A 24,375-nucleotide genomic window follows, 5' to 3' on the forward strand; every position below is an offset into this window, starting at 1 on the left:
ATGCCGAATGTATCGCGGATTGAGCGGAGCCTGCGCCACCGTCCTGTTATGCCTGGCAGCGGCGCACCCGGCCCTTGCCTCCCCCTCCGTCTACAGGACCGCGCCGGATGAACCCCGGGCGGTAACGGTGAAGGGCGTCGGCGACGGCCGGGCCGACGACGGCGCCGCGATCCAGCAGGCGATCGACAAGGCGGCGGAGAAAGGCGGCGGTGGGATCGTCTTCCTGCCCGCCGGCACCTATCGCATCAGCCGCACGCTCTTCCTCTGGCCCGGCGTGCGCATCTTCGGCATCGGCGAGCAACGGCCCGTCATCCTGCTGGGCAAGAATACGCCCGGTTTCCAGCGCGGCGTCGCCCATATGCTGATGTTCACCGGCAGCACGCGCCAGACCGACAAGGACACCCGGCCGGCGGCCTTTCCCCCGGCCGGAAGCGTGCCGTTCAACAAGGATATAGCGGACGCCAATCCCGGTACATTCTATTCCGCGCTCGGCAATATCGATTTCCGTATCATGGACGGCAATCCGGCGGCGACCGCCATCCGCTTCCATTCGGCCCAGCATAGTTTCGTCAGCCATGTGGATTTCGATATCGGGTCAGGGCTGGCCGGCCTCTATCATGTCGCCAATGAGGCGGAAGATCTGCATTTCAAGGGCGGCCGTTATGGCATCCTCGCGGAAAAGCCCTCCCCCGCCTGGCCCTTCGCGCTGGTCGATGCGACCTTCGAGGGGCAGCGCGATGCGGCCATTCGCGAACATGAAGCAGGGCTGACGCTGGTCAATGTCGCGATCCGCGACACGCCGGTCGGGATCGAGATCGACCGGGGCTATGGCGACTGGCTGTGGGGACAGGATGTGCGATTCGAAAATGTCTCGAAGGCGGGCGTCATCATTTCCAACGAGAAGAATGTCTATACCCAGATCGGTTTCCAGAATGTGCTGGCGCGCAATACCCCGACCTTTGCGCGTTTCCGCGAGAGCGGCCGGACGGTGGCGGGCAAGGGCGCGACCTACAAGGTGACGTCCTTCACCCATGGCCTGACCTTGCCGGGCCTTGGTCGCATCGGCGAGTATCGGACCGACATGCAGGCGCAGAGCATCGCCAGCCTCCCCGCGCCGGTCGGACCGGCAATCCGCCCATTGCCGCCCGTGTCCGAATGGGTGAGCGTGCGGACGCTCGGCGCGAAGGGCGATGACAGCACGGACGATACGGCGGCGATCCAGAAGGCGATCGACAGCCATCGGGTCGTCTATCTGCCCGCCGGTTTCTACCGGGTCAGCGATACGTTGCGCCTGCGTCCCGACACGGTGCTGCTGGGCCTGCACCCCAGCCTGACCCAGATCGTCCTGCCCGACGGCACGCCAGCCTGGGCCGGCGTGGGCGCGCCCAAGGCGCTGGTCGAAAGCGCGCAGGGCGGCGATGCGATCGTCGCGGGACTGGGCCTCAATACCAATGGCGCCAATCCGCGCGCGACCGGCCTGCTATGGAAGGCCGGCGCCAACTCGATGGTCAACGACGTCAAATTCCAGGGCGGCCATGGTACCGACCGGTTCGATGGCAGCCGCGTCAATCCCTACAATAACAACGCCACCGCCGATCCCGATGCCGTGCGGCGCTGGGCCGGCCAATATGCCAGCCTCTGGGTGACGCAGGGTGGTGGCGGCACCTTCGCCAATATCTGGAGTCCGAGCACATTCGGCCATCCGGGCATCCTGATTTCCGACACGGAAACGCCCGGTCGCCTGATCCAGGCGTCGGTAGAGCATCATGTCCGCACCGAAATCGGGCTGAATCGCGTCGCCAACTGGGAATTACTGGCGCCGCAGACCGAAGGGGAAGCGGGCGAGAGCGGCGATGCCGTCGCGCTGGAAATCCGCAATTCGCGCAACATATTGGTGGCGAACTTCCATGGCTATCGCGTTACCCGCACGCGCGAGCCCGCACCGGCGGCCGTCACCCTCTATAATTCGCACGACATCCGCTTCCGCAACGTCCATGTGAACGCGGAGAGCGGGCTTGGCACCTGCGACGAAAACGGCTGCGCCACCTTCCTGCGCCTGACCAAATTTCCCTTCGAAAACAGCATAAGCGACGTCACCCACGGACTGGATGTGCGCGAGCGGGAATTTGCCGTGCTCGACGTGCTCGCAAAGCCCGATCCGGTCACGCCCTCCACTTTCCTCGGCGGTCAGGTCGAGAAGTTGGCGGACGGCTTCCATTCGATCGGCGGCGGGGCGGTCGATGCGCAGGGGCGGCTCTATTTCATCGACCGCAAATTCCAGCGCATCTGGCGCTGGTCCGACGCGGGGAAGCTGGAAATGGTCCGCGACGCGACGCTCGATCCGGTCAACCTGACGGTCGATCGATCGGGCGATCTGCTGGTCCTGTCCTCCTATGGGCGCAACGGCACCGTCTACAGCGTCAAACCCGATGCGCCTGACAGCGATATCCGCCTCATCAAAGCCACGGCAACCGCGCCTCATGCCGGTGCAACAACGGTGCTTCCGGTCAACTGGTGGATCAATGGCGAGTTCAGGGACCAGATCGATCCCAGGACCTATCAGTTCACCACGCTTGCGGAGATGTTCGCGCGCGACATGGCGCTGCCCAAGGCGATGGAATATGTCTCACCCGATGGCAGCATCGCCCTCCCCGCCTGGCGCGTCTTTGCGCAGGGACCGGCCGATCATCGCGGCCTGCGCTTCTCGGACTCGCTCGACAGCTATGGGTTCATCCAGGGCAAGCCGGGCGAGCGCGTCTATGTGACCAACGGATCGGAAAATCGGACCTATAGCGGGCTGGTCGGCGCGGGCGGCGCGATGACCGCCCTCAAGCCCTTCGCCGAGCGAGGCGGCGAAGGCGTGACCAGCGATGCGCAGGGTCGGGTCTATATCGCCAACGGGCAGGTCTTCGTCCACGCCCCCGATGGCAAGGCGGTCGGCCGGATCGACGTGCCCGAACGCCCGCTCCAGCTCCTGTTCGGCGGCGCAGATCGCAAGACGCTGTTCATCCTGGCGCATCATAGCCTCTATGCGTGGCGGATGCCGTAGGAGCAGAGGCCGGGCCGGCAACCGACAGCCGGCCCGACTTTGCAGAAGCCATGAGCGGTCAAAAGCGGAAAGCCGCCTTCAGCCAGAATTTGGCGCCCTGCGGCCGGTTTTCGGCATGGAATTCATGCTGCCATTGGGCCGTGATAGGCACATGGCCCAGTTGGTAGCGGAGGAGCGGTCCTGCCGCACAAGCCTCGCCCCGGTTGCCGTCGGGACCAACCCGCAGGCCATTTTGCCTGTCGTCGCTGGTCTGCTTGTAATAATAGGCGGTGACGCCGATGGTCAGCGGATTGAAATTATAGGCTGCAGCCACATCCGCATGGAATTCCTGCCCCGACCGATAGTCGGTTGCCTTGTTCTTCGTATTGAAGTCATACATTATCTTTGCGGAAACTTCCGGCCCGCCCTTGGGATCAGCATAAGTAACGGCGAGGACAGGCTCGAAAGTCCAGTAGTTGCAGCCGATATTGGCAAGGTCGCCCTTGCGATAGCGGCCGGTCGGGACATAGGTGTCCATCGTCGCGATGATGTTCAGGTTGCCCTTGGTCCAGCCGAGCATGAACGGATTGACGATCATGTCGCCGGGGCCGAACTTATGCTGCCGCGCGCCCGCCGCGTGCACCGTGAGGTCGACCACCGGCACGAAAGTCTGCATCGCGCAGGTCGCGCCCAATATCCTCTTGTCTGTCGGTCGGACGAAGCGCGCGATATTGGCGAAGGCATCGACCGCAAAATCAGGGACGGCGCTGTCGCCATGCGCATCGTTCAGCCGGTCGGCAGCATAATAGGTGGAATAGCCGAGCAGATAGGTGCCGGGCGGGGGAAGCCGCGCCACGCCGATGGATTCCGCGCCATTGGGATAGGCGCCGCCGCCGGTTTCGGTGGCCTGCGCGCTGGCGGCGACGGCGGCAAATGCGGCGGCCAGTGCGAGCGCATATTTGCGCATATTTCCCTCTCCTATATTTGTTTGATGCGTGTTTTCGGGACGCGGGACGCCCTCCCGCAAAAGCGGACTCGATGATGCTGACCGAGGCGCCGAATGGACCAGAGAGCGCTCTTCCTGCTCCCTGTCGTTCTTTAAATCTTCTTGAACAGCGCCGACCGTGCCGTGGCATCCGCATCCGCCGCCGCCAGGAATTTCTCCATGAAGATGTCGCGTTCGAACAGGCGGCCCTGCATCAGCGCCGTGATCGACGCATCGATCATCGCAGGCGGACCGCAGAGATAGGCCTGATGCACGCTGAACCTGCCGTCGAACAGGCGCGGACATAGCCCGCCTCGCCGGTCCAGCCATCGCCTTCCTCCGGTTGCGAAAGGACCGGGATGTAGCGCAGATTATCATGCGCCTGCTCCAACTCGCGAAAGATGTCCGCGAAATGCAGGTCATGCGGCCGCCTCGCGCCGTGGAGCAGGGTGATCTCCTCCTCATAGCCGCTTTCCAGCAAGTCGAGGATCATCGACTTGGGGCTGGACAGGCCCGAACCGCCGGCGATGAAGATCAGCGGCTTTTCCGCCGAGCGCCGGACGTAGAATCTCCCCAGGGGTCCGGTGAGGACAGGCTGTCGCCCGCCTTCAGATTCTCGTGCAGCCAGCTCGTCCCGACCCCGCCCGGCACCAGCCGGACGGACATGCAGTTCGATTTCGGCGGGCTGTGTCGGGCTTCCCGCGAGCGAAAAGGCGCGGGTGCCCTCCAGGCCGGGAATAGTCACATTCACATATTGCCCCGCCTGAAAGTCGATCCCTTCCCCTGGCAGCGAGAGCCAGATCGCCATGGTGTCGGGCGTCACCATTTCCGTCCGCGCAACTCCATGGCGTCGCCTATCGTCCGATCCTGGGCGACGCGCCGCAGACCCAGCTCAGCCTGGCCTATCGGCGGGACAATCGATCGACGGTGGCGGCGACCTTCTGCGCGCTGGTACGATCACGCAAGGGGCGTCGCTAGGGTATCGCGCGCAAAAGTGAGTACCGGTTTTGCGCATGAAGTGATGCGACCACACAGAATGGGAGAGCGCGACCTGCGTCCGATTTACCGCAGCGCGCTCCAGGCCCGGATCACAGTTCATCCGCGCAGCGGCGCAGCGCCTGCAGAACCTCGCGCGCCTCCGCCTCGGTCAGGCTGGCGAAGCCGATGCGCAGACCGCGTTCGCCACCCTCTTCGACCGAAAAGGAGCGCGACGGCGCGAAGCTGAGGCCGAGCGCGGGGGCACGCGCCTCGATCCTGTCCAGCGCAGCAGGATCGCGGAACCGCAACCAGAAGGCCAGGCCGCCATCGGGCAGGCGATAGTCGATCAGGTCGCCCATTTCCTCGTCCAGCGCCTGGGCGAAGGCGTTGCGGCGGCCTTCGTAGATGGGCGCCGTCTTGCGCACCTGCCGCCGCACCTCGCCACTGGCCAGCAGGTCGGCCGCCGCATTTTCGGTGACGCTATTGCCCATGCCGTCAATCAGCGAAATCTGATAGGCAAGCGCATCGATCACGCCGGGCGCTGCGGCGATATAGCCGATGCGCAATGCCGGCACGAGCAATTTGGACATCGAACCGGCATAGATGATCCGCGCCGGCGCATAGCTTGCCATCGGCAGCAGAGGCTGCGCACCGAAATGAAATTCATGGTCATAATCATCCTCGATGATCGCAAAGGCGAATTGCCGGGCGAGGTCGAGGAGGCGCAGCCGCCGTTCGGGGCGCATCGACACGGTGGTCGGGAATTGATGATGAGGGGTCACGAATACGGCCCGCACCTTGTGCCGGCGGCACTGATGTTCGACCTGTTCGACGTCGATGCCGTCCTCGTCCAGGTCCACGGTGACGATCTTCGCCCCGCAGGCGCGAAAAGCGGCGACCGCCGGCTCATAGGTCAGCCGCTCCACCAGCACGGCGTCACCGGGGCGGACCAGGATGCGGGCGGTGAGGAAGATGCCCATCTGACTGCCGCGCGTGATGCAGATATGGTCGGCGGTGACGGTCAGGCCGCGCTGGCCCCGCAGCATGTCCGCGACCGCGCTGCGCAGCGGCAGCGTGCCGCGCGGATCGCGATAATGCAGCGCGTTGGCGCGCGATGCCTCCTCGGTCGCCTTGCGATAAGCGCGCGCCAGCAGGTCGGCGGGGAAGAGGCGCGGGTCGGAAATCCCCTCGTCCAGCTTGCGCCAGCGGCCCTGCGGCACCGCGATGGGCCTATCGGGCGCCGGCAGGAACGGATATTCGGTCTGGTCGATATCGACCGGCGAGAGCGTGACGGGGGCGACCTTCGCCGTGCCGCGCGGCAGGGACAGCGACACCATGGTGCCGCGCGTGCCCGCACTCGCCAGCCAGCCCTGCGCGATCAGTTCCTCATAGGCGGTGACGATCGTCTTGCGATTGACGTCCAGCGCGGCGGCCAGTTCTCGGCTGCTCGGCAGATAGTCCCCAGGCTTCAGCCGGCCCCGCTCAATCTCGTGGATCAGGCCATGGGCGATCTGCATGTAGCGCGGACTGTCTGCCGCGATCTGCTCGATATCCTTCAGCAACAGGGTCCAGGGTCGCAGCATGCCGGCATGTCTAGAATATTCTGAAGTCGGCTGGAACAGCCGACGGCTCGCAATATCACCCCTGGCGACGGACCAGCATCCAGCTGAAAGCCGGCTCGATCACGGCGGACGGCTCGCGCTTGCATCGGGCGACGCCCCGGAGCGCCAGATCGGCAAAGGCTTCCGGCCAGCCCGCGCCCGCCAGCCGCGCCAATGCCGCGATCGCCGCCCCGTCCCGCGTGCAATCCGCCACCATCCTATCGGCGCCATGCCGCACCGATGCGACAGGGCGATAGCCCGCCTCCCCGGCGATCTCCCCGATCAGCAGCGCATCCGCCCGGCGCGTGACACCAAACAGGGCGGACGGCCGGCGCGCCAGCAAGGCCTGCATGCAACGCACCCGCTCTCCCTCGATGGCGATCGATTCGCCGTCGAGCGCCGTCGCCCGCGCGGCAAAGCGCCGCCCTGCCGCCAGGCCCGGATCGTGAAGCAGCAAGGGCGGCACGGCCGCGGCGGCACGGCTGCCCGCCAGCGTCGCCGAAGTCAGGGCCACCCCGGCCATGAAGCCGCGCCGCGACAGGATGGTCATTGCCCGCTCCCCCTTGTCCCGGCCAGATGCTCCGCGATCTGCTGCAACTCTGCATCGCTCACCTCGCCGCGGGGAATGGCCGGCATGTTGCCGATCCCCCCGCGCGCCGCCTGCACCACATAATCGACCGTCAGGTCGGTGCGTTTTTCCAGCAGCGGCTGATCGGTGCGCCGCGCCAGCAGCCCCGTGCCCATGCCGCCCGGCCCGTGGCACATGGCGCATTTCTCCAGATAGAGCCGCTCGCCCGGCTTGGCGTTCGGGCGCGTCGACAGGGTTTCAGGCGCGGGCAAGGGAGGCGGTCCCTTGCCTGTTTCCCCTTGCCCGGATTGCTCCTGCGCCCGGCTGCAGGCCGCGCCCGCAAGGACCAGCGCGGCGCCCGCCAGGACGATCATCCCCCGCCGCATCAGCCCCGCCCTCCCGCCTGGCTGCTGGGCCAGATGCCGCTCTTGCCCGGCGCGATGATGCCCTTGGGATCGAGCGCATCCTTCACCCGACGGTTGAGCCGGCCCAGCGCGCCGCCGTTGAAGTCATAGGTGCCCTCGACCGCATCCATATAGTCGAGATGGGTGCGATATTCGCCATAGCCCTGCGCCTTGGCGTCGGCGATCAGATGCTTGAGGAAAGGATCTACCCGGCCCATCAGATCCGGGTCGTCCTTGTTGATCAGAACGGCGTTGACGTTGATCAGGTGACGTTCGCCAAAGGCGAAGCTGGCCTGATAATCCATGCCATATTCCCTGTAGCGGGCGTAGGTGCGCTGGAACTGGGCCTGCGCCGCTGCCCCCGACTGCGGCAATATCGGCGAAAAGCCGATATGCCCGCCGCGCCCGCCATGCCAGTTGGCATTCTGCATCGGCATGGTCAGCGGGGTGCCGGTCCAGCCCGTCGCCTCCAGCGGCTCGCCGGTCTTCCAGACAGTGGGGCGCAGCGACAGGGGTTTCAGCTTCCCCATTTCCTGCTCCAATATGGCATAGGCGGCCTTGTTGACCGTCTCCCGACCATAGAGGCGCAGACTCACGCCCCACCAGCCCACATTGAATTTCCTGCGGATCGCCGCGATCACATCGTCGGGGAGCGCCCCCGGCTTGTCGGTCCACTGGTCGCGGGTTGTGACCACGGCCGCGGCGCGCAGCCAGTTGCCGATGGTCGGCGACTGCTGCAACAGCCCTTCCCGCCGCAGCGGCGCGATCGCGTCGATCAACGGCCCCAGATCCTCCGGCCGGTCGAACTCCAGGTCCATGCCCATCAGCGATTCGGGCGCGGGCATCAGCCACAGGCCCATTTTGGTGACGATGCCGAAATTGGACTGGACGAACATCTGGTCCCAGCCGGGACCGAAACCGAAGCGATAAAGCTGCCAGGTCGGCGCGCCATCGAGCGCGCCCATGCCAGTACGCACCACCAGCCCGTCGGCCATCACCGCCTCCACCCCGCAGATGCGCGTGGCGTGCTCGCCATAGGGCGTGTAGCCCATGCCCCGGTCCAGCGCATTGCCGACCACCGATCCCCAGCTGTTGCCGGGCACCGACAGCCAATGCTTCATGCCCCTCGCCTTCAGGAAATCATAGAGATCGTAGAAGCCCACCCCCGGCTCCAGCAGCACGGTGCCGTTCACCTCGTCATAGTCTATCTTCTTCATGCGGCTGAGGTCGAGTATCACCGATCCTGCCAGCACCGGGGCGGAACCGCCATAACCCAGATTCTTGCCCCGGCTGATCGGCCAGAGGGCGATACCCCGTTCCGACGCGATACGGACGATCGCCTGTATCTCTTCCACGCTGGCGGGGGCGACCGCGCCGGCGGGATGGTGGCGCGCATCGTCGATCGCGAACTTGTCCTGATAGCTGGCCTGATCCTCTTCCGCGAAGAAGACATGATCCTTGCCGACGATCGCCGCGAAGGCGGCAATCGTCGCGGGGGCTGTCGCGCGCGTCCCGATGCTGTTGCCTGTCACATCCATCCCATCTCGCTCCGCCGGTCGGGCCGGCCCATTTAATAACGATCGTTATTATTTGGAACGATAGCCTTGTCAAGCAGCGGGCTGATTGCATGATCGGAAAAACCGCTTGCCTGCCCTGCCCGATTAATTGTATGCCAATGATACATATTGCCGGTCAGGAGCAGGAAGATGGAAGAAAAGGACGTCGTTTCCTTTCATGTCGAAAACGGGATCGCCTGGGTGAACTTCGCCCGCCCCGCCAAGCGCAACGCGATGAGCCCGACGCTCAACCGGCGCATGATGGAGGTGCTGGACGAACTGGAATATCGCGACGATGTCGGCGTGCTGGTGCTGAGCGGCGAAGGCACTGCCTGGTCGGCAGGCATGGACCTGAAGGAATATTTTCGCGAGACCGAAGCGCAGGGACTGCGCGGCGTGCGCAAGTCGCAGGCCGAAAGCTATGGCTGGTTCCGCCGCCTGCGCTGGTATCAGAAGCCGACCATCGCCATGGTCAATGGCTGGTGCTTCGGCGGCGGCTTCGGCCCGCTCTTCGCCTGCGACCTCGCCATCTGCGCGGACGAGGCCCAGTTCGGCCTCAGCGAAATCAACTGGGGCATATTGCCGGGCGGCGGCGTGACCAAGGTGGTGGTCGACCTGCTTCCCATGCGGGACGCCATGTGGCTGACGCTGACGGGCGAACTGATCGACGGCAAGGCGGCTGCGGCCATGCGACTGGTCAATGAAAGCGTACCGCTGGACCAGCTCAAGGCGCGCACGACGCAGGTCGCGGAGCTGCTTCTCCAGAAGAATCCGGTCGCGCTCAAATTCGCCAAGGATGCAGTCCGCCGCGTCGGCACCATGACCTATGATGAGGCCGAGGATTATCTGGTCCGCATGCAGGAAGCGGCCAATTTCCACGACAAGAGCGAGGGCCGCAAGGAAGGCATCCGCCAGTTCATCGACGAGAAAAGCTACAAGCCGGGCCTTGGCAGCTATGACCTCAGCAAAGGCAAGGCGCCGGCATAGAATTCATATCTATGATATATCCATATCCATGAATTTATGGCAGGGTGATCCGAAAGCAGGAGAAGGATCACCCCATGCCCATCGCCACCACCCATGTCGGCAGCCTGCCACGCGGCGACGCGCTGACGCCGCTGCTTCTCGCCCGCGACAAGGGCGAACCCTATGATGCCGCGACATTCGACGAGATTGTCCAGATCGCTGTCCAGGAAGCAGTGGCCAGGCAGATCGAGGCCGGGGTCGACATTGTCAGCGATGGCGAATTGGGGAAGGTCGGCTATTCCACCTACATGATCGAGCGGCTGTCGGGTTTCGGCGGCCATATCGACCGCAAGCCTGCTGCCGACCTCGCCCCGTTGCCCGAACTGCGGCAGAAACTGGCGGCGATCATGGGGAGCCAGGAATTCACCCGCGCCTCCTGTATTGGCCCGGTGCGGCTGGTGACGCTCGATCCGTTGCATGAGGATATACGTCGCTTCAAGACGGCGCTGGCCGACCATCAGGGCACCCGCGCCTTCATGAACGCCGCCTCCCCCGGCCTCATCACCGCCTTCCAGGTCAACCGCCATTATCCCAGCCATGAAGCCTATCTGGCCGATCTGGTCGATGCGATGCGGGCGGAATATGAGACGATCGTCGCAGCGGGATTCGACCTGCAACTCGATTGCCCCGACCTCGCCATGTCGCGCCACACCGGATATCAGGAGGCGAGCGACGAGGCCTTTCTCAAAATCGCGGCCGCCAATGTCGAGGCGCTGAATGCGGCGACGGCCAATATCCCGGCGGAACGGATGCGGATGCATATCTGCTGGGGCAATTATGAGGGGCCGCACGATCATGACATTCCGCTGGAGAAGGTGATCGACATCATCCTCGCCGCCCGCCCCGCGACCGTGCTGTTCGAGGCGGCCAATCCGTGCCACGAGCATGAATGGACGGTTTGGCGCGACGCTAAGGTGCCCGGCGACAAGATCCTTGCTCCCGGCCTGATCGACACCTGTTCCAACTATGTCGAGCATCCCGAACTGATCGCCCAACGGATCGAGCGCTTTGTCGGGGTCGTGGGCAAGGACCGCGTAATCGCCAGCACCGACTGCGGCTTCGGCACCTTTGCCGGCTATGGCAAGATCGACCCGGCGGTGACGTGGAAGAAGCTGCGGTCGTTGCGCGCCGGTGCCGATATCGCGGACGCGCGGTCGTGACGCCCGACATCCCCGACGAGCAGCGCCGCGCGATCGAACAGGATTGCGCCCGGCTCGTCGCGCTCTACGCCAATCTGAACGATGCCGGGCGATGGGACGATGTCGCGGCGCTCTATGCCGAAGACGGCCGCATGGCGCGCCCGACCGCGCCGGACGACTGGATCGAGGGACGGGACGCGATCCTGACCGCCTTCCTCTCCCGCCCGGCCCGCACCACGCGCCATGTCTGTTCCAATGTCGTGATCGACGTCATCAGCGGCAGCGAAGCGGTGGGGGAAAGCGCCATGCTGTTGTTCACCGGTGAAGGCGCGCCTAAAGTCGGTAGCTTTCACGACCGCTTCACCGCTACGGAGGCGGGCTGGCGCTTTGCCGAGAGGCGGGGCAGCCTGACATTTTAATTGGGGGTATCGCCGATCATGAATGGCACCACGCCGTCCACCGTCAAATCGGCGATGCGCACCATCGACATCATCGAATATGTCGTCGCACGCCCCGCCGGCGTCGTCGCGCAGGAAATTGCGGCGGGCCTCGCCATTCCGGTCAGCAGCCTGTCCTATCTGCTCGCGACCCTGGTGGAGCGGCAGTATCTGGCGCGGGAGGGTCGCCGCTATCTGCCCGGCCCGGCGCTGGAGCGATTGGCGTCGCCCCGCATCGCCATGTCGCTGGCCGACAAGGTCCGGCCCCTGGTCAAGTCGCTGCGATTGCAGATGAACGAGACGGCCTCCTTCTTCGTGCGCGACGGCTGGCAGCTGGAGGCGATCGTCACCGAGACGGCGGAACAGTCGCTGCGCTATTCGATCAGCGTCGGCACGCGCAGCCCGCTCCATTGCCTGGCGGCGGGCAAGGCGCTGCTCGCCCACCTGTCCGACGCGGAACTGGACGCCTATTTCGCCGCCACCCCGCTGGAACGCTTTACGCCCAGCAGCATCGTCGATGAAGGACAATTGCGCGCCGAACTGGCGGAAATCCGCGCCACCGGCATCGGCCGCACACGGGAGGAATATACGCCGGGCATCTGCGGCCTGGGCATGGCGGTGGTGATCGACGGCGTGGCGGTCGGCGCCTTCGCCCTCGCCATCCCCGTGCCGCGCTTCTCCGCCGAACTGGAAGGCCGGACCATCTCCAAGCTGGAACAGGCGGTGGACCTGTTCGCGGCGGCCGAGATGCCGGCGGGTTAGCATATTACGTCACAGTGACGCGACAGGCCGAAGTTCACGATGTCGTCGCGTAATTTTGGTCCATTGCGCCGGAAAAGCGGCAAAAACGCGCCACCGAAGCGACACCGACGCGCCATGTGAGTCACAACGACGTGACACAAACGCGACAGTTGCGCGCCTGGGACGCGCCACGGACGCAACGGGTTGGCGAGGTGAATCCGGGGGCCGCGGGGATATGGGTCCATCTACAAGGGTAGATCAGACAAAATCCTACATTGGAAGGGTTTTGGGGGTGCCGCGGCTGCTCGTGTCGCATGGTCGGGCGGAGTGCGGACCGGACACGCTTCTCTCACACCGTCATCCCGCGGAGGCGGCGAACCATCTCCCCAACCCCGTGCTTGGGGTGAGATCAGGAGATGGGTTCCCGCCTTCGCGGGAATGACGAAAAAGGGTGGTTAGGGGACGGTCCGCTATTGCACGAAAGACATTCGATCGAGGGCATCTTCCAATCATCGTACCGTCGGTTAGGATAGGCCATGGACATACAGCATTCAGCGCCGGGTGTTACCACCAGCCTCGATGGAGATGATCTTGTTATCCGCATAGAACGCGATCAGGCGTCTCCGCTCATTTCTATACTTCTCCATTCTAAATTTTCCGATGGCCCTCGTATGGAATTCCTTACAAATCCATATGTGAATATGCTTTTGGAGGCTCTGATGGTCACTAATGATACCACGGAATACATGGCAAAAAGAGAAGGGATGGCGGAGGCTTTAGCTTCTACTATTGAATTTGTAGAGGCTTGGGCAGAGCGGAACGGGATGAGCGATGAAGCAGCAGATATAGTGCGGTCAGCTATATATCCTTACAGTCTGACCTAACAGTCCGCTCTCAGAAAATTGTTATCATGCGGTGCTTGTCCGCAACTGGTAGGCAGTCACCACAGCCATAACCAAAAACGGGGGACGCCTTCCGGCATCCCCCGCTTCCCCCGCTCAGAATCGGAGTCGATCAGGCGGCTTTGGTGCGCCAGCCGTCGGCATAGCTGTCACGCGCCGCTTCCGAATAGGGCACGGACGACACGATCGCCTTGATCTCCGTCTGGACGTGAGGTTCGACGGTCGGCTTGCTCGTGCCGCCATCGGGTTCGCCCCACAGAAGGGTGACTTCGGTGCCGGGCGCTGCGAATTCCGCATCGACCATCGCCAGCGCCAGGAAACGGCCGGCATTCACTGTATAGCCGATCCAAGTCGACAGGCCGATGGTCTTGCCGTCCTTCAGCACCGCGTCATAGGGATGCATGCAATAGACGGCGCTCGGGAATTCGAGGAACTTCGCCTTGTCGCCGGTCTGGAGCATGGAGCTCATGACGCGGACGATATCCTCATTGTCGAGGGCCAGCGTCACCTTTTGCCGATGCGGCTGATCCTTGACCTTCTCCAACGCTTCACGGCCGACGAAGTCATGGTCGAACTTGACCATGATGCCATAGCCCAGCTCCCACGGGTTCAGATAATAATCCTCGATCTTGTCGGAGACGAAGCTGCCGCCGAGCGAACATTTGCCTTCATAGCTGTTGGCGCCGAGCCATTCGCGGAATCCCTTCGAACCTTCGCCGGTATAAGTGGCGGGCAGCGGCGAGGGAATCCAGCCCGATTCCAGCGTGTTCGACGAATAGGTCCGGCCGCCGCACAGAGTCAGGCCATGATCCTTGCCCGCTTCGATCAGGGCATTGCGGACGGTGTCATAATCTTCCCACGGGCCGAACAGTTCATAGCCCGGCTGGCCGGCCATGCCGTGGCGCAGCGCGCGCACTTCGACGCCGGCGATGTTGATCGGCGCCATGTGGAAGAATTTGAGGTCCGGCGGGGTCTGGCCCATCGCCTTTTCCAGCACCGGCATGGCGTTCGGTCCCTGCAACTGGAAGCGATAGTTGCGGCGATAACCCTGTTGGTCGAGCGGGCGGGCGGCAGTGCGCTCATCGCGTTCCACCTTCACGTCCCACTTGCCGGTCGAAGCCCAATATTCGACCCATTCGATCGAGGGAGCACGGCCGACCAGTTCGAACTTCTCTTCTTCCAGATAGAAAAGGATGACGTCGCCGATCACATAGCCTTCGGGGGTAACGGGCGCGAACTGCTTGGCGCGGTTCGGCACGAAGCCCTTGAAGCTGTTGGGAGCGAGATAGGCGAGCATGTCGAAGGCGCCGGGGCCGGTGACGAGCAGGTCGACCATGTGGAAGCTCTGGTTGAACAGCACCGCGCTTTCGGCCCAGCTGCGCTGCTCGTCGCGCCAGTTGCTATATTCGGCCGGGACGCCCGGATAGACATTCGGGCCGGTCTGTTGGTTGCGCAGGAAGTGGACGATATCGCCCTTTTCATCGAGCAGCTGCTGCAGGGACTTGTCGCTCATTCAAACCTCTCCTTCGACTTGATATGCAAAGTTCACACCGTTGCCAGGCAATGGCTGGTCCAGCCATTCCTGCACGATTTCGTTGAAGGCCTGCGGTGCTTCCGCCGGCATCATATGGCCCGCGCCCGGCACGACACGCAGGCGCGCGCCCGGAATGGCGGCGGCGATCGCGTCATGCTGGGCGACAGGGGACCAGCGATCCTCCTGCCCGACGATCGCAAAGGTCGGGCAGGCGATCGTCGGCAACAGCGCATCGACCGACGGGCGGTGTAGCAGCGCATCGATCTGCGCTTCGAAGGTCGAAAGCCCCGCCGCGACCGCCATGGCGTAGAGCCGGTCCATCAGGGCTTCGTCGCGCAGCGAGTCGGCGGCCATCATCGGCGGTAGCCATTCGCCGACCAGCGCCGCCATGCCCTGCGCCCGGCCAAGGTCGCGCAGGCGATAGCGTCCCTCCTGTTCGCCCGGCTTTACAGAATGGACGCCGGTATCGACCAGCGCCAGCCGTTCCACCCGATCGGGCGCCTTGCGCAGCACTTCGAGCGCGACCCGCGCGCCCATGGAGTGGCCGAGCAGCGAGCAGCACGCCGGCATATGGGCGAGCGCGCGATCGGCCATCGCCTCGATCCTGTCCGCACCATCATAAAAGCCATCGACGACCCTGCTGCCGGGAAATGCCGCCAGCGTGTCGGCAAACATGCGCGAATCACACATCAGCCCCGGAAGGATGACGAGCGGCGCTGTCGCGCCCTGCTCTCCTGCTATCTGGCCTGCTATCTGGAATGATTTCGCACTCATGAAAATTTCATCTATACGAATCTTCGATGATGGGCTAGGGGGAAAATGCGCCGGGGATACAAAGAGCGCCAAAGCGATGCGCCAAGCCGCCCCAGGGTCCAGTCCTACCGGGAGAGAAATATGAGCCTGCCGTCGATCCATCCAAACTGGGATTTGCCGCCGAAAGGCATGACCGACGGCTTTTCCTTGGAGATCACCGCCAAGGACATAGAGGCGCTGACCGAGGCCGCACCCGCCATGCCCGCCGAGACGCCAGTCGCCGTCACCTTCCTGCCGGGCGAGTCGCTGGACGCGCGGATCGCGGCGGCGAAGACGGTGCGGGCGCTCGGGTTCGAGCCGATGCCGCACTTTTCCGCGCGGCGGCTGGAATCGGGCGACGATTTCGAGACCTATCTGGCCGCGGTCGTGCGCGAGGCAGGGGTGCGACGCTGCTTCGTCATCGCCGGCGATCCGCCTGAAGCCGCCGGTCCCTATGCCGACAGCATGGCGCTGATCCGCACCGGCGCGTTCGAGCGCGCGGGGATCAGGGCGATCGGCATCGGTGGCCATCCGGAGGGCCACCCCAATATGACGCCCGACCAGACGTTCGAAGTGCTGACGGACAAGTGCGACGAGATCGCCAGCCGGAACATGGCGCCGCTGATCGTCACCCAGTTCGGTTTCGACGCCGCGCCCATATTGGGCTGGCTGGCCGAATTGCGCGCCCGCGGGATCGACGCACCGGTGCGGATCGGCGTGCCCGGCCCGGCGGGGATCAAGACGCTGATGCGCTTTGCCGCGCGCTGCGGCGTGGGCGCATCGACTTCGGTGCTCGCCAAATATGGCATCTCGATCACCAAGCTGATCGGCACGGCCGGTCCCGACAAGCTGGTCGATGCGCTGGCCGACGGGCTAGAACCGCAGCATGGCAAGGTGCGGCTGCATTTCTATCCGTTCGGCGGGCTCGCCCGCACGGTCGAATGGATCAACGATTATAGCGCCCGTTCCGATTAAACCGGATCGGAACAGGCGCTATTTCCTTTTGTTTTCCGCGATTTCCGAGCCGTGAAATGTGCCATTTCACTTGAAATCACTTTAGCGCGCGCCGCTGAGCGCGACGCCCCAAGGAGAGAGACGAACGTGGCTGAAATCTGCACCCTCACCCTGCAATGCGGCGACCGGCCGGGGCTGGTCGCCGACGTCGCGACCTTCCTGACGAGGCAGGGCGGCAACATCACCGACGCGCAGCAGTTCAATGACAAGCTGACCGACCGTTTCTTCATGCGGGTCGAGTTCGAAATCGCCGAAGAGGACATCAGCGAGCTGGAAGAGGCATTCGGACCACTGGCGCGCGAGCGCGGGATGGAATGGGCGCTGCGCCGCCGCAGCGAGCGGCAGAAGGTGCTGCTGCTGGTCAGCAAGTTCGACCATTGCCTGGGCGACCTTCTCTATCGCTGGCGCATCGGCGAGCTGGACATGGACGTGGTGGGCATCGTCAGCAACCATCCGCAGCATGTGCTGACGACGTCGCTGATGGGCGACCTGCCCTATCATCACCTGCCGATCAGCAAGGACAGCAAGCGGCAGCAGGAGGAGCAGATCAAGGCGATCGTCGACCGGACGGGCGCCGACCTGATCGTGTTGGCGCGTTACATGCAGATATTGAGCGACGATCTGGCGGCTTTTCTGTCTGGCCGGTGCATCAATATCCACCACAGCTTTCTGCCCGGCTTCAAGGGCGCCAAGCCCTATCACCAGGCGCATGATCGCGGGGTCAAGATGATCGGCGCGACCGCCCATTATGTGACCGCCGACCTGGATGAAGGGCCGATCATCCATCAGGATGTGGAGGCGATCAACCATGCCGACCTGCCCGACGATCTGGTCCGCAAGGGCCGCGATATCGAGCGGCGCGTACTGGCGACCGCCGTGCAGCATCATCTTCAGGGACGGGTCTTCCAGAATGGCGCACGCACTGTCGTCTTCAAGGCCTGAGGCCGTGGTGGAGCGGATCGACGGGCGGGCCATGGCGCGCGCCCTGTCGACGGAGACGGCGGCGCGGGTCGAGGCGCTGTGCGCACGCACCGGCCATTGCCCGGCGCTGGCGGTGATACTGGTCGGCGACGATCCGGCGAGCCAGGTCTATGTCGGACGCAAGGTCGCGGAATGCCGCAAGGCGGGCATCCGCTCGGTCGAGCATCGGCTGCCGGCCGATACGGGGCAGGACGTGCTGCTGGACCTGATCGACCGGCTCAATCTGGATGGCGCGGTCGACGGCATATTGATCCAGTTGCCGCTGCCGCCGCAAATCGATGCGGGGCTGGTGCTGGACCGGATCGACCCGACCAAGGATGTGGACGGATTCCATCCGGTCAATGTCGGGCGACTGTCGACCGGGACCGGAGGGCTGGTGCCCTGCACGCCGCTGGGGGTGATGAAGCTGCTGGACAGCGTGGTCGCGGATTATCGAGGGCTGGACGTGGTGGTGATCGGCAAGTCGAACATCGTCGGCAAGCCGGTCGCGATGCTGCTGCTGGAGCGGGAAGCGACGGTGACGGTGACGCATATAGAGACGCGCGGGTTGTCCGACATTGCGCGCAAGGCCGACATCATCGTCGCGGCGGCCGGTGTGCCCCATCTGGTGCGCGGCTATTGGGTGAAGCCGGGCGCGATCGTGGTCGATGTCGGTATCACGCGGGTCGCGGAGCCGGACGGATCGACCCGGCTGGTCGGCGATTGCGCCACGGAGGAACTGGGCCATGCCGGGGCGGTGACGCCGGTGCCGGGCGGCGTTGGGCCGATGACCATCGCCTGCCTGCTGAGCAACACAGTGACGGCAGCGGAAAGGGCGCGGCATGAGTGAGCTTCTTCTGGAACCCGGTCGACAGTCGCCATTCGACGCTTCTCGACCAGGCGCGAAACCAACCGGGTCGGTTGCACGCTGCTTCACCAAGGTGCGGGTGCGCGACCTGCCGCTGCTCGCCGATATCGGCATCAATCCCGATGAGATCGGGCGGCGCCAGCCGCTGGTGCTGTCGGTCGAGCTGACCCTGTCCGGCGACCGGATCGAGGGGATAGGCGAGACGGTCGACTATCGCCGGGTCGCACAGGCGGCCGAGGATCTGGCGCTGGTGCATATCCCGCTGATCGAGACTTTCGCCCAGAAGCTCGGAGAGCGCTGCCTCGACTTTCCCATGGTCGTCGAGGCGCGGGTGAGCGTGGACAAGCCCTTTGCCTTGACTCGGGGCATGGCCGGAGTCGAGGTGGTGGTGCGGCGTTAGGCCAACTTAGGCTGAGAACCATTTTCTTCCGCCGCGCGGATCTGGACCAGCAGCAGGACGAGCGCGGCGAGGCCCGAGCCGAACGCCAGCAGCATCGAGGTGACGCCCCGCCCTGCCCCCGCCGCCAACAGTTGCCCGGCAATGAAGGGACCGAAAGCCGCGCCGAAGCGGCCGAAGCCGATCACCGCGCCGGTCCCGGTCGCGCGCAGGGTGGTCGGATAGACATTGGCGATCAGCGCGTAGAGGCCGACCACCGAGCCGTTGGCAAGGAAGCCGAGGCAGAAGGCCGCGACCTGAAGCATCAGGAAATCGGCCGGCACCGCACCAAAAATGCTGACCGCGATCGCCGCGCCGGCGAGGCCGACAAGAACCAGCCGGCGCAGACCGAGGCGGGGCGAAAGAAGGCCAAGCGTCACGCCGCCGATCGCACCACCCATGTTCATCGCCACCGACACGATGGTCGCGCGGGATGGATCGAAGCCCAGCGCCACGACGAGCGAGGGCGCCCAGCCGAGCGCATAATAGAAGGTCATCATGTGGAGGCCGTACATGAGGATAAGCGCGATCGTCATCGTGCGATAGCGGTCGGCGAACAGCGCGCCCATCGATGCCTTCGGTTCATCCAGAATAGCGATGCGTCCGGCCAGCGGCTGGCCCAGCCGACGCAGGATCGCGTTGATCCGGGCGAGCGCGTCCGGGCCGCCGCGCGTCGCCAGCCAGCCGATCGATTCGGGCAGGAAGAGAAGGACGAGCGGCACCATCAGCGCGGTGGCGAGGCCACCGAAGAGGAAGATGGATTCCCAGCCATGATGGCGCAGCAGCTGCGCCGCGCCCCAGCCGCCGACGATGCCCCCCACCGGATAGCCTGCGGCCATGATACTGACCGCAAGGTCGCGCCGGGCGCGGCTGGCGAATTCGGCGGCCATGGCGTTGATCGCCGCGAGCATGGCGCCAAGGCCGAGGCCCGTGATCGCGCGCAGCAGGCTGAGCATAACGACGCCGGTGGCGAAGGCGCAGGCGATCATGCCGGGGATGATGATGGCGAGGCAGAGCAATATCTGCCGCCGCCGCCCGATCCGGTCGGCGAGCTGGCCGAGCGTTAGCGAGCCGATCACCATGCCCACAAGGCCCATCGACACGATGGTGCCGACCGCGCCCGGCCCGATGCCCCAGTCCCGTGCAATGCCCGGCGCGGCGAAGGTGATAGCGAGGATGTCGAAACCGTCGAGCGCATTCAGCAGGAAGCAGATGGCGATCGCCACGCATTGCAGCGGGCGCATCCTGTTCTCGGCCAATATGGCGCGCGGATCATCCGCTGGCAGGCTGGCGCCGGATATGCTCATCATCCTCTCCCGATCTTTGCCGTCATTGTATGCTGACGACACAATAAGCCAAGCTAAATCGCTTGCCGCCCGCGCCGAACAAATATAACGATCGTTATTGTTTGGAGAGAGTGAAAGAGTAGCATGACCAACGCCAGTCCCATGACGGACCGTGCGCCGGCCGAACCCAGCCTGTGGCTGGGCATTGGTTTCGGCTTCCTGTCGTCGCTCGGCCCGTTCGCGATCGACCTCTATCTGCCGGCGATGCCGGGCATGGCGCAGGCCTTTCTGGTCGAAAATGGCGCGGTCCAGCGGACCCTGTCCGCCTTCTTCCTGGGGCTGGCGCTGGCGCAAATCCCGCTGGGAATGCTGGGCGACCGGTTCGGGCGGCGACGGCCGCTGCTGGGCGGGCTGGCGCTGTTCGCCGCCGCATCGATCGCCTGCGCACTGGCGACCAGCCTGACGCAGCTCATCCTGTTCCGCTTCATCCAGGGCATGGGCGCATGCGCAGGCACATCCAGCGTCCGCGCCATGATCCGCGACCGGCATAGCGGCCATCGTGCGGCGCGGCTGATGGCCTTCACCTTCCTCATCATCGGTATCTCGCCGGTGATCGCGCCGCTGGCGGGAAGTTATCTGCTGGAGCTGACGAGCTGGCGCGGGCTGTTCCTGCTGCTGGCCTGCGGCGGCGGGGTGGCGGCGCTGGCGGCGGGGGTGACATTGCCGGAAAGCCTGCCGCCCGAAAGGCGGAGCCATGGCCAGCCGGTGCTGGCGCCCTGCCTGCGATTGCTGGGCAATGGCCGCTATCTGGGCTGGACATTGGTGGCGGGGCTGGCGACGACCATTCCCTTCGCCTTCGTGACGGCCGCCCCCTTCATCTACAGCGGCGGCTTCGGCCTCGATGCCCGGAACTATAGCCTGTTGCTGGCGATGAATGCCGTCGTGTCGATCGTCGCGACCCAGTTCGCGCCCGGCCTGATGCGGACCCAGGGCGCACGCCGACTGGTGACGGGCGCGGCACTGGTCGCGATCGGGGCGACAATCCTGCTGGCTCTGGCCGCCGGGGCGTGGGTACCGCTGCCGCTGTTCCAGCTTTACGCCATGCTGCTGTTCGCCTTGTCGGGCCTGATCCTGACACCGGCCGCGACGTCGGCGCTCGATGCCGCGGCGGGAGGCGCAGGCGCGGCGGCAGGGCTGCTCGGTACGCTGCAACTGGCGATCACGGCGCTGGCGAGCGGGACGGTGTCGCTGCTGCCGTCCTTTTCCGTCCTGCCGCTGATGGCGGTGCTGGGGACCAGCTTCACGCTCATGCTGGCGACGATGGTGGCGCTGGGACGGCCGGCTCAGCCTTCGTCCTGATCCCCGTCGGGCCTGGTGAATTCCAGGAAGCGGCTGTTGCCTGCCTCGTCAGTCGCTTCGAGCGTATCGACCAGCGTGTCGAGATAGTGGTTGAGCGTCTCCACCTCCTTCGCCCTGAGGTCGGAAACGAGATAGGTCGCGACCTTGTCGGTCTGCGGGCGCATCAGCCGGTAGAGGCGCTGGCCTTCGTCGGTCAGGACCAGGATCTTGCGGCGCTTGTTGGCGGGGTCGCGCTCGACGGTGATGCGGCCATGTTTCTGAAGCGCCGCTACGGCGCGCGACACGCTCATCGGATTGACGCCGGTCATCTCCGCCAGTTCATGGCTGGCCGAATTGGGAAAGCGGCCGAGCAGCATCAGCAGGCGGAATTCGTTGAGGCTGATCTTGTAGCGATGCTCCAGATAGGTGGAGAAAGGCGCCATCAGCTTGTTCGCCAGCCGCAGCACGCGGTGCAGCGTGTCGGCGGGGCTGGTTTCGGCCGACGCAGGGGTCGTCTTGGGACTGCTGTTCGACATGGTCTTCCGATAGGACATTTGCCGGCGCTCAAGTCAAGCCGACGATGGCGCATCCGACGCTGGTGAATTTGCCGTCGGCCAGATGATAATGGATATATTGGCGCATCTGCTGCACTTCCCCCTTCGCGATGGGCATGAACTGGTCGAGGCCCTGCGCCTCCAATGTCGCGGCGTCGAGATCGCGCGTCGCTTCTATCCGGATGATGCCTTCGAGCGCGACCAGATCCTCGCCCGACGCGAAGCGTTCGATCGTCAGCGTTTCGATGACATGATCGTGGAGGAAGCCGTAGAAGCGCTTGAATGCGTCCCGGTCGCTCAGGTCGACGCCGAAGAAGCGGATGCTGGCGCCCGGCGCATAATGGTCGAAGACGGCGTCATAGTCGCGGTCGTTGAAGGCCTGCGCATAACGTTCATAGTCGGCGCGGTTCATGGCGCTTCTCCTCTCCTTGGCTCTTGCTCTTTTGATAACGATCGTTACCATATAACGAAAGCAGAAAATGTGAGGAGAGGCTGATGGGCTATAGCGCGCAGGAGCAGCGCAACCTGGATCTGGTCCAGGCGATGTTCGATCATGTGCTGATACCGATGGATGCCGATGCGGCGGATCGCTTCATCGCGGCGGACTATATCCAGCATAATCAGTGGGTCGATACCGGGCGGGAACCGCTGAAGGCCTTCCTGCGCAAGGTGCGGGGAGACAATCCCGATGCGGTGCATGACATCAAGCGGCGCTTTGCCGACGGCGACCATGTGGTCGTCCATTATCATGTGCGACGGTTCGATGGCGATCCAGGCTTTGCGGTGATGGACATCTTTCGCATCGAAGGCGACATGATCGTCGAGCATTGGGACGTGGTGCAGGATGTGCCGACCGACAGCCCCAATCCCCATTCGCCCTTCTGAACCGGGAGAGACTCATGCGGTTCAGGGACAAGATCATTCTGGTCGTGGGCGGGAACAGCGGCATCGGCCTCGCCAGCGCGCAGGCCTTTGCGGCGGAGGGCGCGCAGGTGCGGCTGACCGGGCGCGATCAGACGACGATCGACACGGCAGTTGAGGGGATTGCGGGCGCGCGGGGCTATCGCGCGGACATGGCCGATCTGGACGCGATGGAGGCGGTGATCGCCGACATGGAGGCGCAGGACGGGCGGATCGACACACTGTTCGTCAATGCGGGCGTGGGCGGGTTCGCCCCCTTTCGCGATGTAACGCCGGAGGATTGGGACCATGTCCATGGCGTCAATCTACGCGGCTGCGTCTTTGCCATCCAGAAGGCGCTGCGGCTGATGGGCCGGGGCGGGTCGATCGTGGCCACGGGATCGATCGGCGGCCATGCCTTCGTGCCGGGGAATACGGCTTATGCCGCGGCCAAGGGCGGGCTTTATGCGGCGCTTAAGGTGATTGCGGGCGAACTGGTGAGCGAGGGCATAAGGCTCAACCTGGTCAGCCCCGGTCCGATCGAGACGCCTTTGCTGCATCGCAATCCGGGCATGAGCGCGGCCGATGTGGACGTTATGCGGGAGGCCATGATCGCGGCCGTGCCGATGAAGCGCATGGGCCGGGCGGACGAGGTCGCGCGCGCGGTGCTGTTCCTGGCTTCCGACGACGCCAGTTTCATTACGGCCGCCAATCTCTTTGTCGATGGCGGCACTCTGGAGTTAGGTTGATGGAAAATCTGTTTTCGACGCTGGACAATCCGCGGCTGGAATTCGCGATGGAGGTGCGGCTGCAATTTCCGCGCGTGCAGATGATCGCCAACACCCCCTGGGGTGGCAATCGCAGCGCAGTCTATGTGGAAAGCGGTACGTTCGAGGGGCCGAAGATCCGGGGCAGGGCGGTGCCGGGATCGGGCGGCGACTATGCCTATTTCCGGCCGGATGATGTGGCGGTGTTCGACGCGCGCTACATGCTGGAGGAGGAGGATGGCACGCTGATCCTGCTCAACAATCGCGGTTTCCTTTGGGGTCGCAAGCCCGACACGATGCAGCGTTTACGCGACTGGGCCTTTGCCGGCGGCGAGCCGGTGGAGCAGCAGGACTATTATCTGCGCGGCAATCCCAGTTTCGAAACGCCAGTGGGCAAGCATGACTGGCTGACCAAGCATGTGTTCGTCGGCGTGGGCGAGCGACGCGCGGACGGGAATGTGCTGCGATACTATGCGCTGACGTAAGACGATCCGTTCGCTTCGAGCGAAGTCGAGAAGCGGCTGGAACTGCGCTTCCCATTTCTCGACTTCGCTCGAAACG

The 24,375-nt window shown here is 64.5% G+C and carries 26 protein-coding genes; 14 read left to right on the top strand and 12 right to left on the bottom strand.

The genetic code is table 11. The annotated features are described in order from the left end of the window. Positions 1 to 7: 7 nt before the first annotated feature. Positions 8 to 3,049 (top strand): glycosyl hydrolase family 28-related protein, encoded by a 3,042-nt coding sequence (locus DM806_RS02065; RefSeq protein ID WP_179041610.1) that lies wholly within the window; start codon positions 8 to 10, stop codon positions 3,047 to 3,049. Between the two features lie 58 nt (positions 3,050 to 3,107). Here the strand turns inward: DM806_RS02065 and DM806_RS02070 are convergent, their stop codons facing one another. The 7 genes from DM806_RS02070 to DM806_RS02095 all read right to left on the bottom strand — a co-directional run bounded on the left by DM806_RS02070 (position 3,108) and on the right by DM806_RS02095 (position 9,102). Beyond that, entirely contained in the window at positions 3,108 to 3,995 is an 888-nt protein-coding gene (locus DM806_RS02070; RefSeq protein ID WP_179041611.1) for a SphA family protein, read from the bottom strand. Positions 3,996 to 4,126: 131 nt separating this feature from the next. After that, positions 4,127 to 4,288: a hypothetical protein gene (locus tag DM806_RS26925; RefSeq protein WP_218647305.1), complete on the bottom strand. Its 162-nt coding sequence runs from the start codon at positions 4,286 to 4,288 to the stop codon at positions 4,127 to 4,129. Then, the gene (locus tag DM806_RS27740) at positions 4,252 to 4,839 is read right to left on the bottom strand and encodes an FAD-binding oxidoreductase (protein ID WP_218647306.1); all 588 of its coding nucleotides are present in this window, start codon (positions 4,837 to 4,839) and stop codon (positions 4,252 to 4,254) included. Before DM806_RS27740 ends, DM806_RS26925 begins: the two co-directional genes overlap by 37 nt. Before the next feature lie 262 nt (positions 4,840 to 5,101). Further along, entirely contained in the window at positions 5,102 to 6,574 is a 1,473-nt protein-coding gene (gene pdxR / locus DM806_RS02080; protein WP_179041612.1) for a MocR-like pyridoxine biosynthesis transcription factor PdxR, read from the bottom strand. A 55-nt stretch (positions 6,575 to 6,629) separates the two neighbouring features. Further along, a complete protein-coding gene (locus DM806_RS02085) occupies positions 6,630 to 7,142 on the bottom strand; it encodes a hypothetical protein (RefSeq protein ID WP_179041613.1) in 513 nt (170 codons plus the stop codon). Beyond that, positions 7,139 to 7,546, bottom strand: coding sequence for a c-type cytochrome (locus DM806_RS02090; protein WP_256869050.1), 408 nt, complete (start codon positions 7,544 to 7,546; stop codon positions 7,139 to 7,141). The genes DM806_RS02085 and DM806_RS02090 overlap by 4 nt, the downstream gene beginning before the upstream one ends. Further along, the gene (locus DM806_RS02095) at positions 7,546 to 9,102 is read right to left on the bottom strand and encodes an FAD-binding oxidoreductase (protein ID WP_179041614.1); all 1,557 of its coding nucleotides are present in this window, start codon (positions 9,100 to 9,102) and stop codon (positions 7,546 to 7,548) included. The genes DM806_RS02090 and DM806_RS02095 overlap by 1 nt, the downstream gene beginning before the upstream one ends. Before the next feature lie 168 nt (positions 9,103 to 9,270). Between DM806_RS02095 and DM806_RS02100 the strand changes: the two genes are divergently transcribed. The 5 genes from DM806_RS02100 to DM806_RS02120 all read left to right on the top strand — a co-directional run bounded on the left by DM806_RS02100 (position 9,271) and on the right by DM806_RS02120 (position 13,347). Further along, on the top strand, positions 9,271 to 10,107 hold the full coding sequence (locus DM806_RS02100; RefSeq protein WP_179041615.1) for a p-hydroxycinnamoyl CoA hydratase/lyase: 837 nt from the start codon (positions 9,271 to 9,273) through the stop codon (positions 10,105 to 10,107). A gap of 74 nt (positions 10,108 to 10,181) precedes the next feature. Further along, complete coding sequence (locus tag DM806_RS02105; RefSeq protein ID WP_179041616.1) at positions 10,182 to 11,306, top strand: cobalamin-independent methionine synthase II family protein; 1,125 nt, start codon at positions 10,182 to 10,184, stop codon at positions 11,304 to 11,306. Further along, the gene (locus DM806_RS02110; RefSeq protein WP_372859186.1) at positions 11,303 to 11,704 is read left to right on the top strand and encodes a nuclear transport factor 2 family protein; all 402 of its coding nucleotides are present in this window, start codon (positions 11,303 to 11,305) and stop codon (positions 11,702 to 11,704) included. Before DM806_RS02105 ends, DM806_RS02110 begins: the two co-directional genes overlap by 4 nt. 18 nt (positions 11,705 to 11,722) lie before the next feature. Further along, a complete protein-coding gene (locus DM806_RS02115) occupies positions 11,723 to 12,484 on the top strand; it encodes an IclR family transcriptional regulator (RefSeq protein WP_179041617.1) in 762 nt (253 codons plus the stop codon). Between the two features lie 515 nt (positions 12,485 to 12,999). Further along, a complete protein-coding gene (locus DM806_RS02120; RefSeq protein WP_179041618.1) occupies positions 13,000 to 13,347 on the top strand; it encodes a hypothetical protein in 348 nt (115 codons plus the stop codon). A gap of 130 nt (positions 13,348 to 13,477) precedes the next feature. On the opposite strand, the gene desA is transcribed toward DM806_RS02120, so the two are convergent. Both desA and DM806_RS02130 read right to left on the bottom strand, forming a co-directional pair. Next, entirely contained in the window at positions 13,478 to 14,878 is a 1,401-nt protein-coding gene (gene desA, locus DM806_RS02125) for a syringate O-demethylase (protein WP_179041619.1), read from the bottom strand. Beyond that, on the bottom strand, positions 14,879 to 15,673 hold the full coding sequence (locus DM806_RS02130; RefSeq protein WP_179041620.1) for an alpha/beta fold hydrolase: 795 nt from the start codon (positions 15,671 to 15,673) through the stop codon (positions 14,879 to 14,881). A 120-nt stretch (positions 15,674 to 15,793) separates the two neighbouring features. Here DM806_RS02130 and DM806_RS02135 point away from each other — a divergent pair, with 120 nt between their 5' ends. From DM806_RS02135 to DM806_RS02150, 4 genes are all read left to right on the top strand, one after another. Next, a complete protein-coding gene (locus DM806_RS02135; protein WP_179041621.1) occupies positions 15,794 to 16,666 on the top strand; it encodes a methylenetetrahydrofolate reductase in 873 nt (290 codons plus the stop codon). A gap of 126 nt (positions 16,667 to 16,792) precedes the next feature. Continuing rightward, positions 16,793 to 17,647, top strand: coding sequence for a formyltetrahydrofolate deformylase (purU, locus tag DM806_RS02140; protein ID WP_179041622.1), 855 nt, complete (start codon positions 16,793 to 16,795; stop codon positions 17,645 to 17,647). After that, a complete protein-coding gene (locus DM806_RS02145; RefSeq protein ID WP_179041623.1) occupies positions 17,616 to 18,515 on the top strand; it encodes a bifunctional 5,10-methylenetetrahydrofolate dehydrogenase/5,10-methenyltetrahydrofolate cyclohydrolase in 900 nt (299 codons plus the stop codon). The genes purU and DM806_RS02145 overlap by 32 nt, the downstream gene beginning before the upstream one ends. After that, positions 18,508 to 18,933 carry a dihydroneopterin aldolase gene (locus DM806_RS02150; RefSeq protein ID WP_179041624.1) on the top strand — a complete coding sequence of 142 codons (426 nt, stop codon included), beginning with the start codon at positions 18,508 to 18,510 and terminating at the stop codon, positions 18,931 to 18,933. The genes DM806_RS02145 and DM806_RS02150 overlap by 8 nt, the downstream gene beginning before the upstream one ends. Here the strand turns inward: DM806_RS02150 and DM806_RS02155 are convergent. Further along, complete coding sequence (locus tag DM806_RS02155) at positions 18,930 to 20,276, bottom strand: MFS transporter (protein WP_179041625.1); 1,347 nt, start codon at positions 20,274 to 20,276, stop codon at positions 18,930 to 18,932. The two genes, DM806_RS02150 and DM806_RS02155, sit on opposite strands and share 4 nt — an antisense overlap. Positions 20,277 to 20,399: 123 nt before the next feature. Between DM806_RS02155 and DM806_RS02160 the strand changes: the two genes are divergently transcribed. Then, on the top strand, positions 20,400 to 21,614 hold the full coding sequence (locus DM806_RS02160; RefSeq protein ID WP_179041626.1) for a Bcr/CflA family efflux MFS transporter: 1,215 nt from the start codon (positions 20,400 to 20,402) through the stop codon (positions 21,612 to 21,614). Here DM806_RS02160 and DM806_RS02165 read toward each other — a convergent pair. Continuing rightward, positions 21,599 to 22,147 (bottom strand): MarR family winged helix-turn-helix transcriptional regulator, encoded by a 549-nt coding sequence (locus DM806_RS02165; protein ID WP_179041627.1) that lies wholly within the window; start codon positions 22,145 to 22,147, stop codon positions 21,599 to 21,601. The genes DM806_RS02160 and DM806_RS02165 overlap by 16 nt on opposite strands. 10 nt (positions 22,148 to 22,157) lie before the next feature. Further along, on the bottom strand, positions 22,158 to 22,559 hold the full coding sequence (locus DM806_RS02170) for a nuclear transport factor 2 family protein (RefSeq protein WP_179041628.1): 402 nt from the start codon (positions 22,557 to 22,559) through the stop codon (positions 22,158 to 22,160). An 83-nt stretch (positions 22,560 to 22,642) separates the two neighbouring features. On the opposite strand from DM806_RS02170, the gene DM806_RS02175 reads away from it, so the two are divergent. From DM806_RS02175 to DM806_RS02185, 3 genes are read left to right on the top strand one after another with little or no spacing between them, the layout of a single operon-like run. Further along, positions 22,643 to 23,032 (top strand): nuclear transport factor 2 family protein, encoded by a 390-nt coding sequence (locus DM806_RS02175; RefSeq protein WP_179041629.1) that lies wholly within the window; start codon positions 22,643 to 22,645, stop codon positions 23,030 to 23,032. A 14-nt stretch (positions 23,033 to 23,046) separates the two neighbouring features. Next, entirely contained in the window at positions 23,047 to 23,796 is a 750-nt protein-coding gene (locus DM806_RS02180) for an SDR family oxidoreductase (protein ID WP_179041630.1), read from the top strand. After that, positions 23,796 to 24,299 (top strand): DUF3237 domain-containing protein, encoded by a 504-nt coding sequence (locus DM806_RS02185; protein WP_179041631.1) that lies wholly within the window; start codon positions 23,796 to 23,798, stop codon positions 24,297 to 24,299. Before DM806_RS02180 ends, DM806_RS02185 begins: the two co-directional genes overlap by 1 nt. Positions 24,300 to 24,375: the final 76 nt, after the last annotated feature.

The organism is Sphingobium lactosutens, from assembly GCF_013393185.1.
Lineage (GTDB): Bacteria > Pseudomonadota > Alphaproteobacteria > Sphingomonadales > Sphingomonadaceae > Sphingobium > Sphingobium lactosutens_A.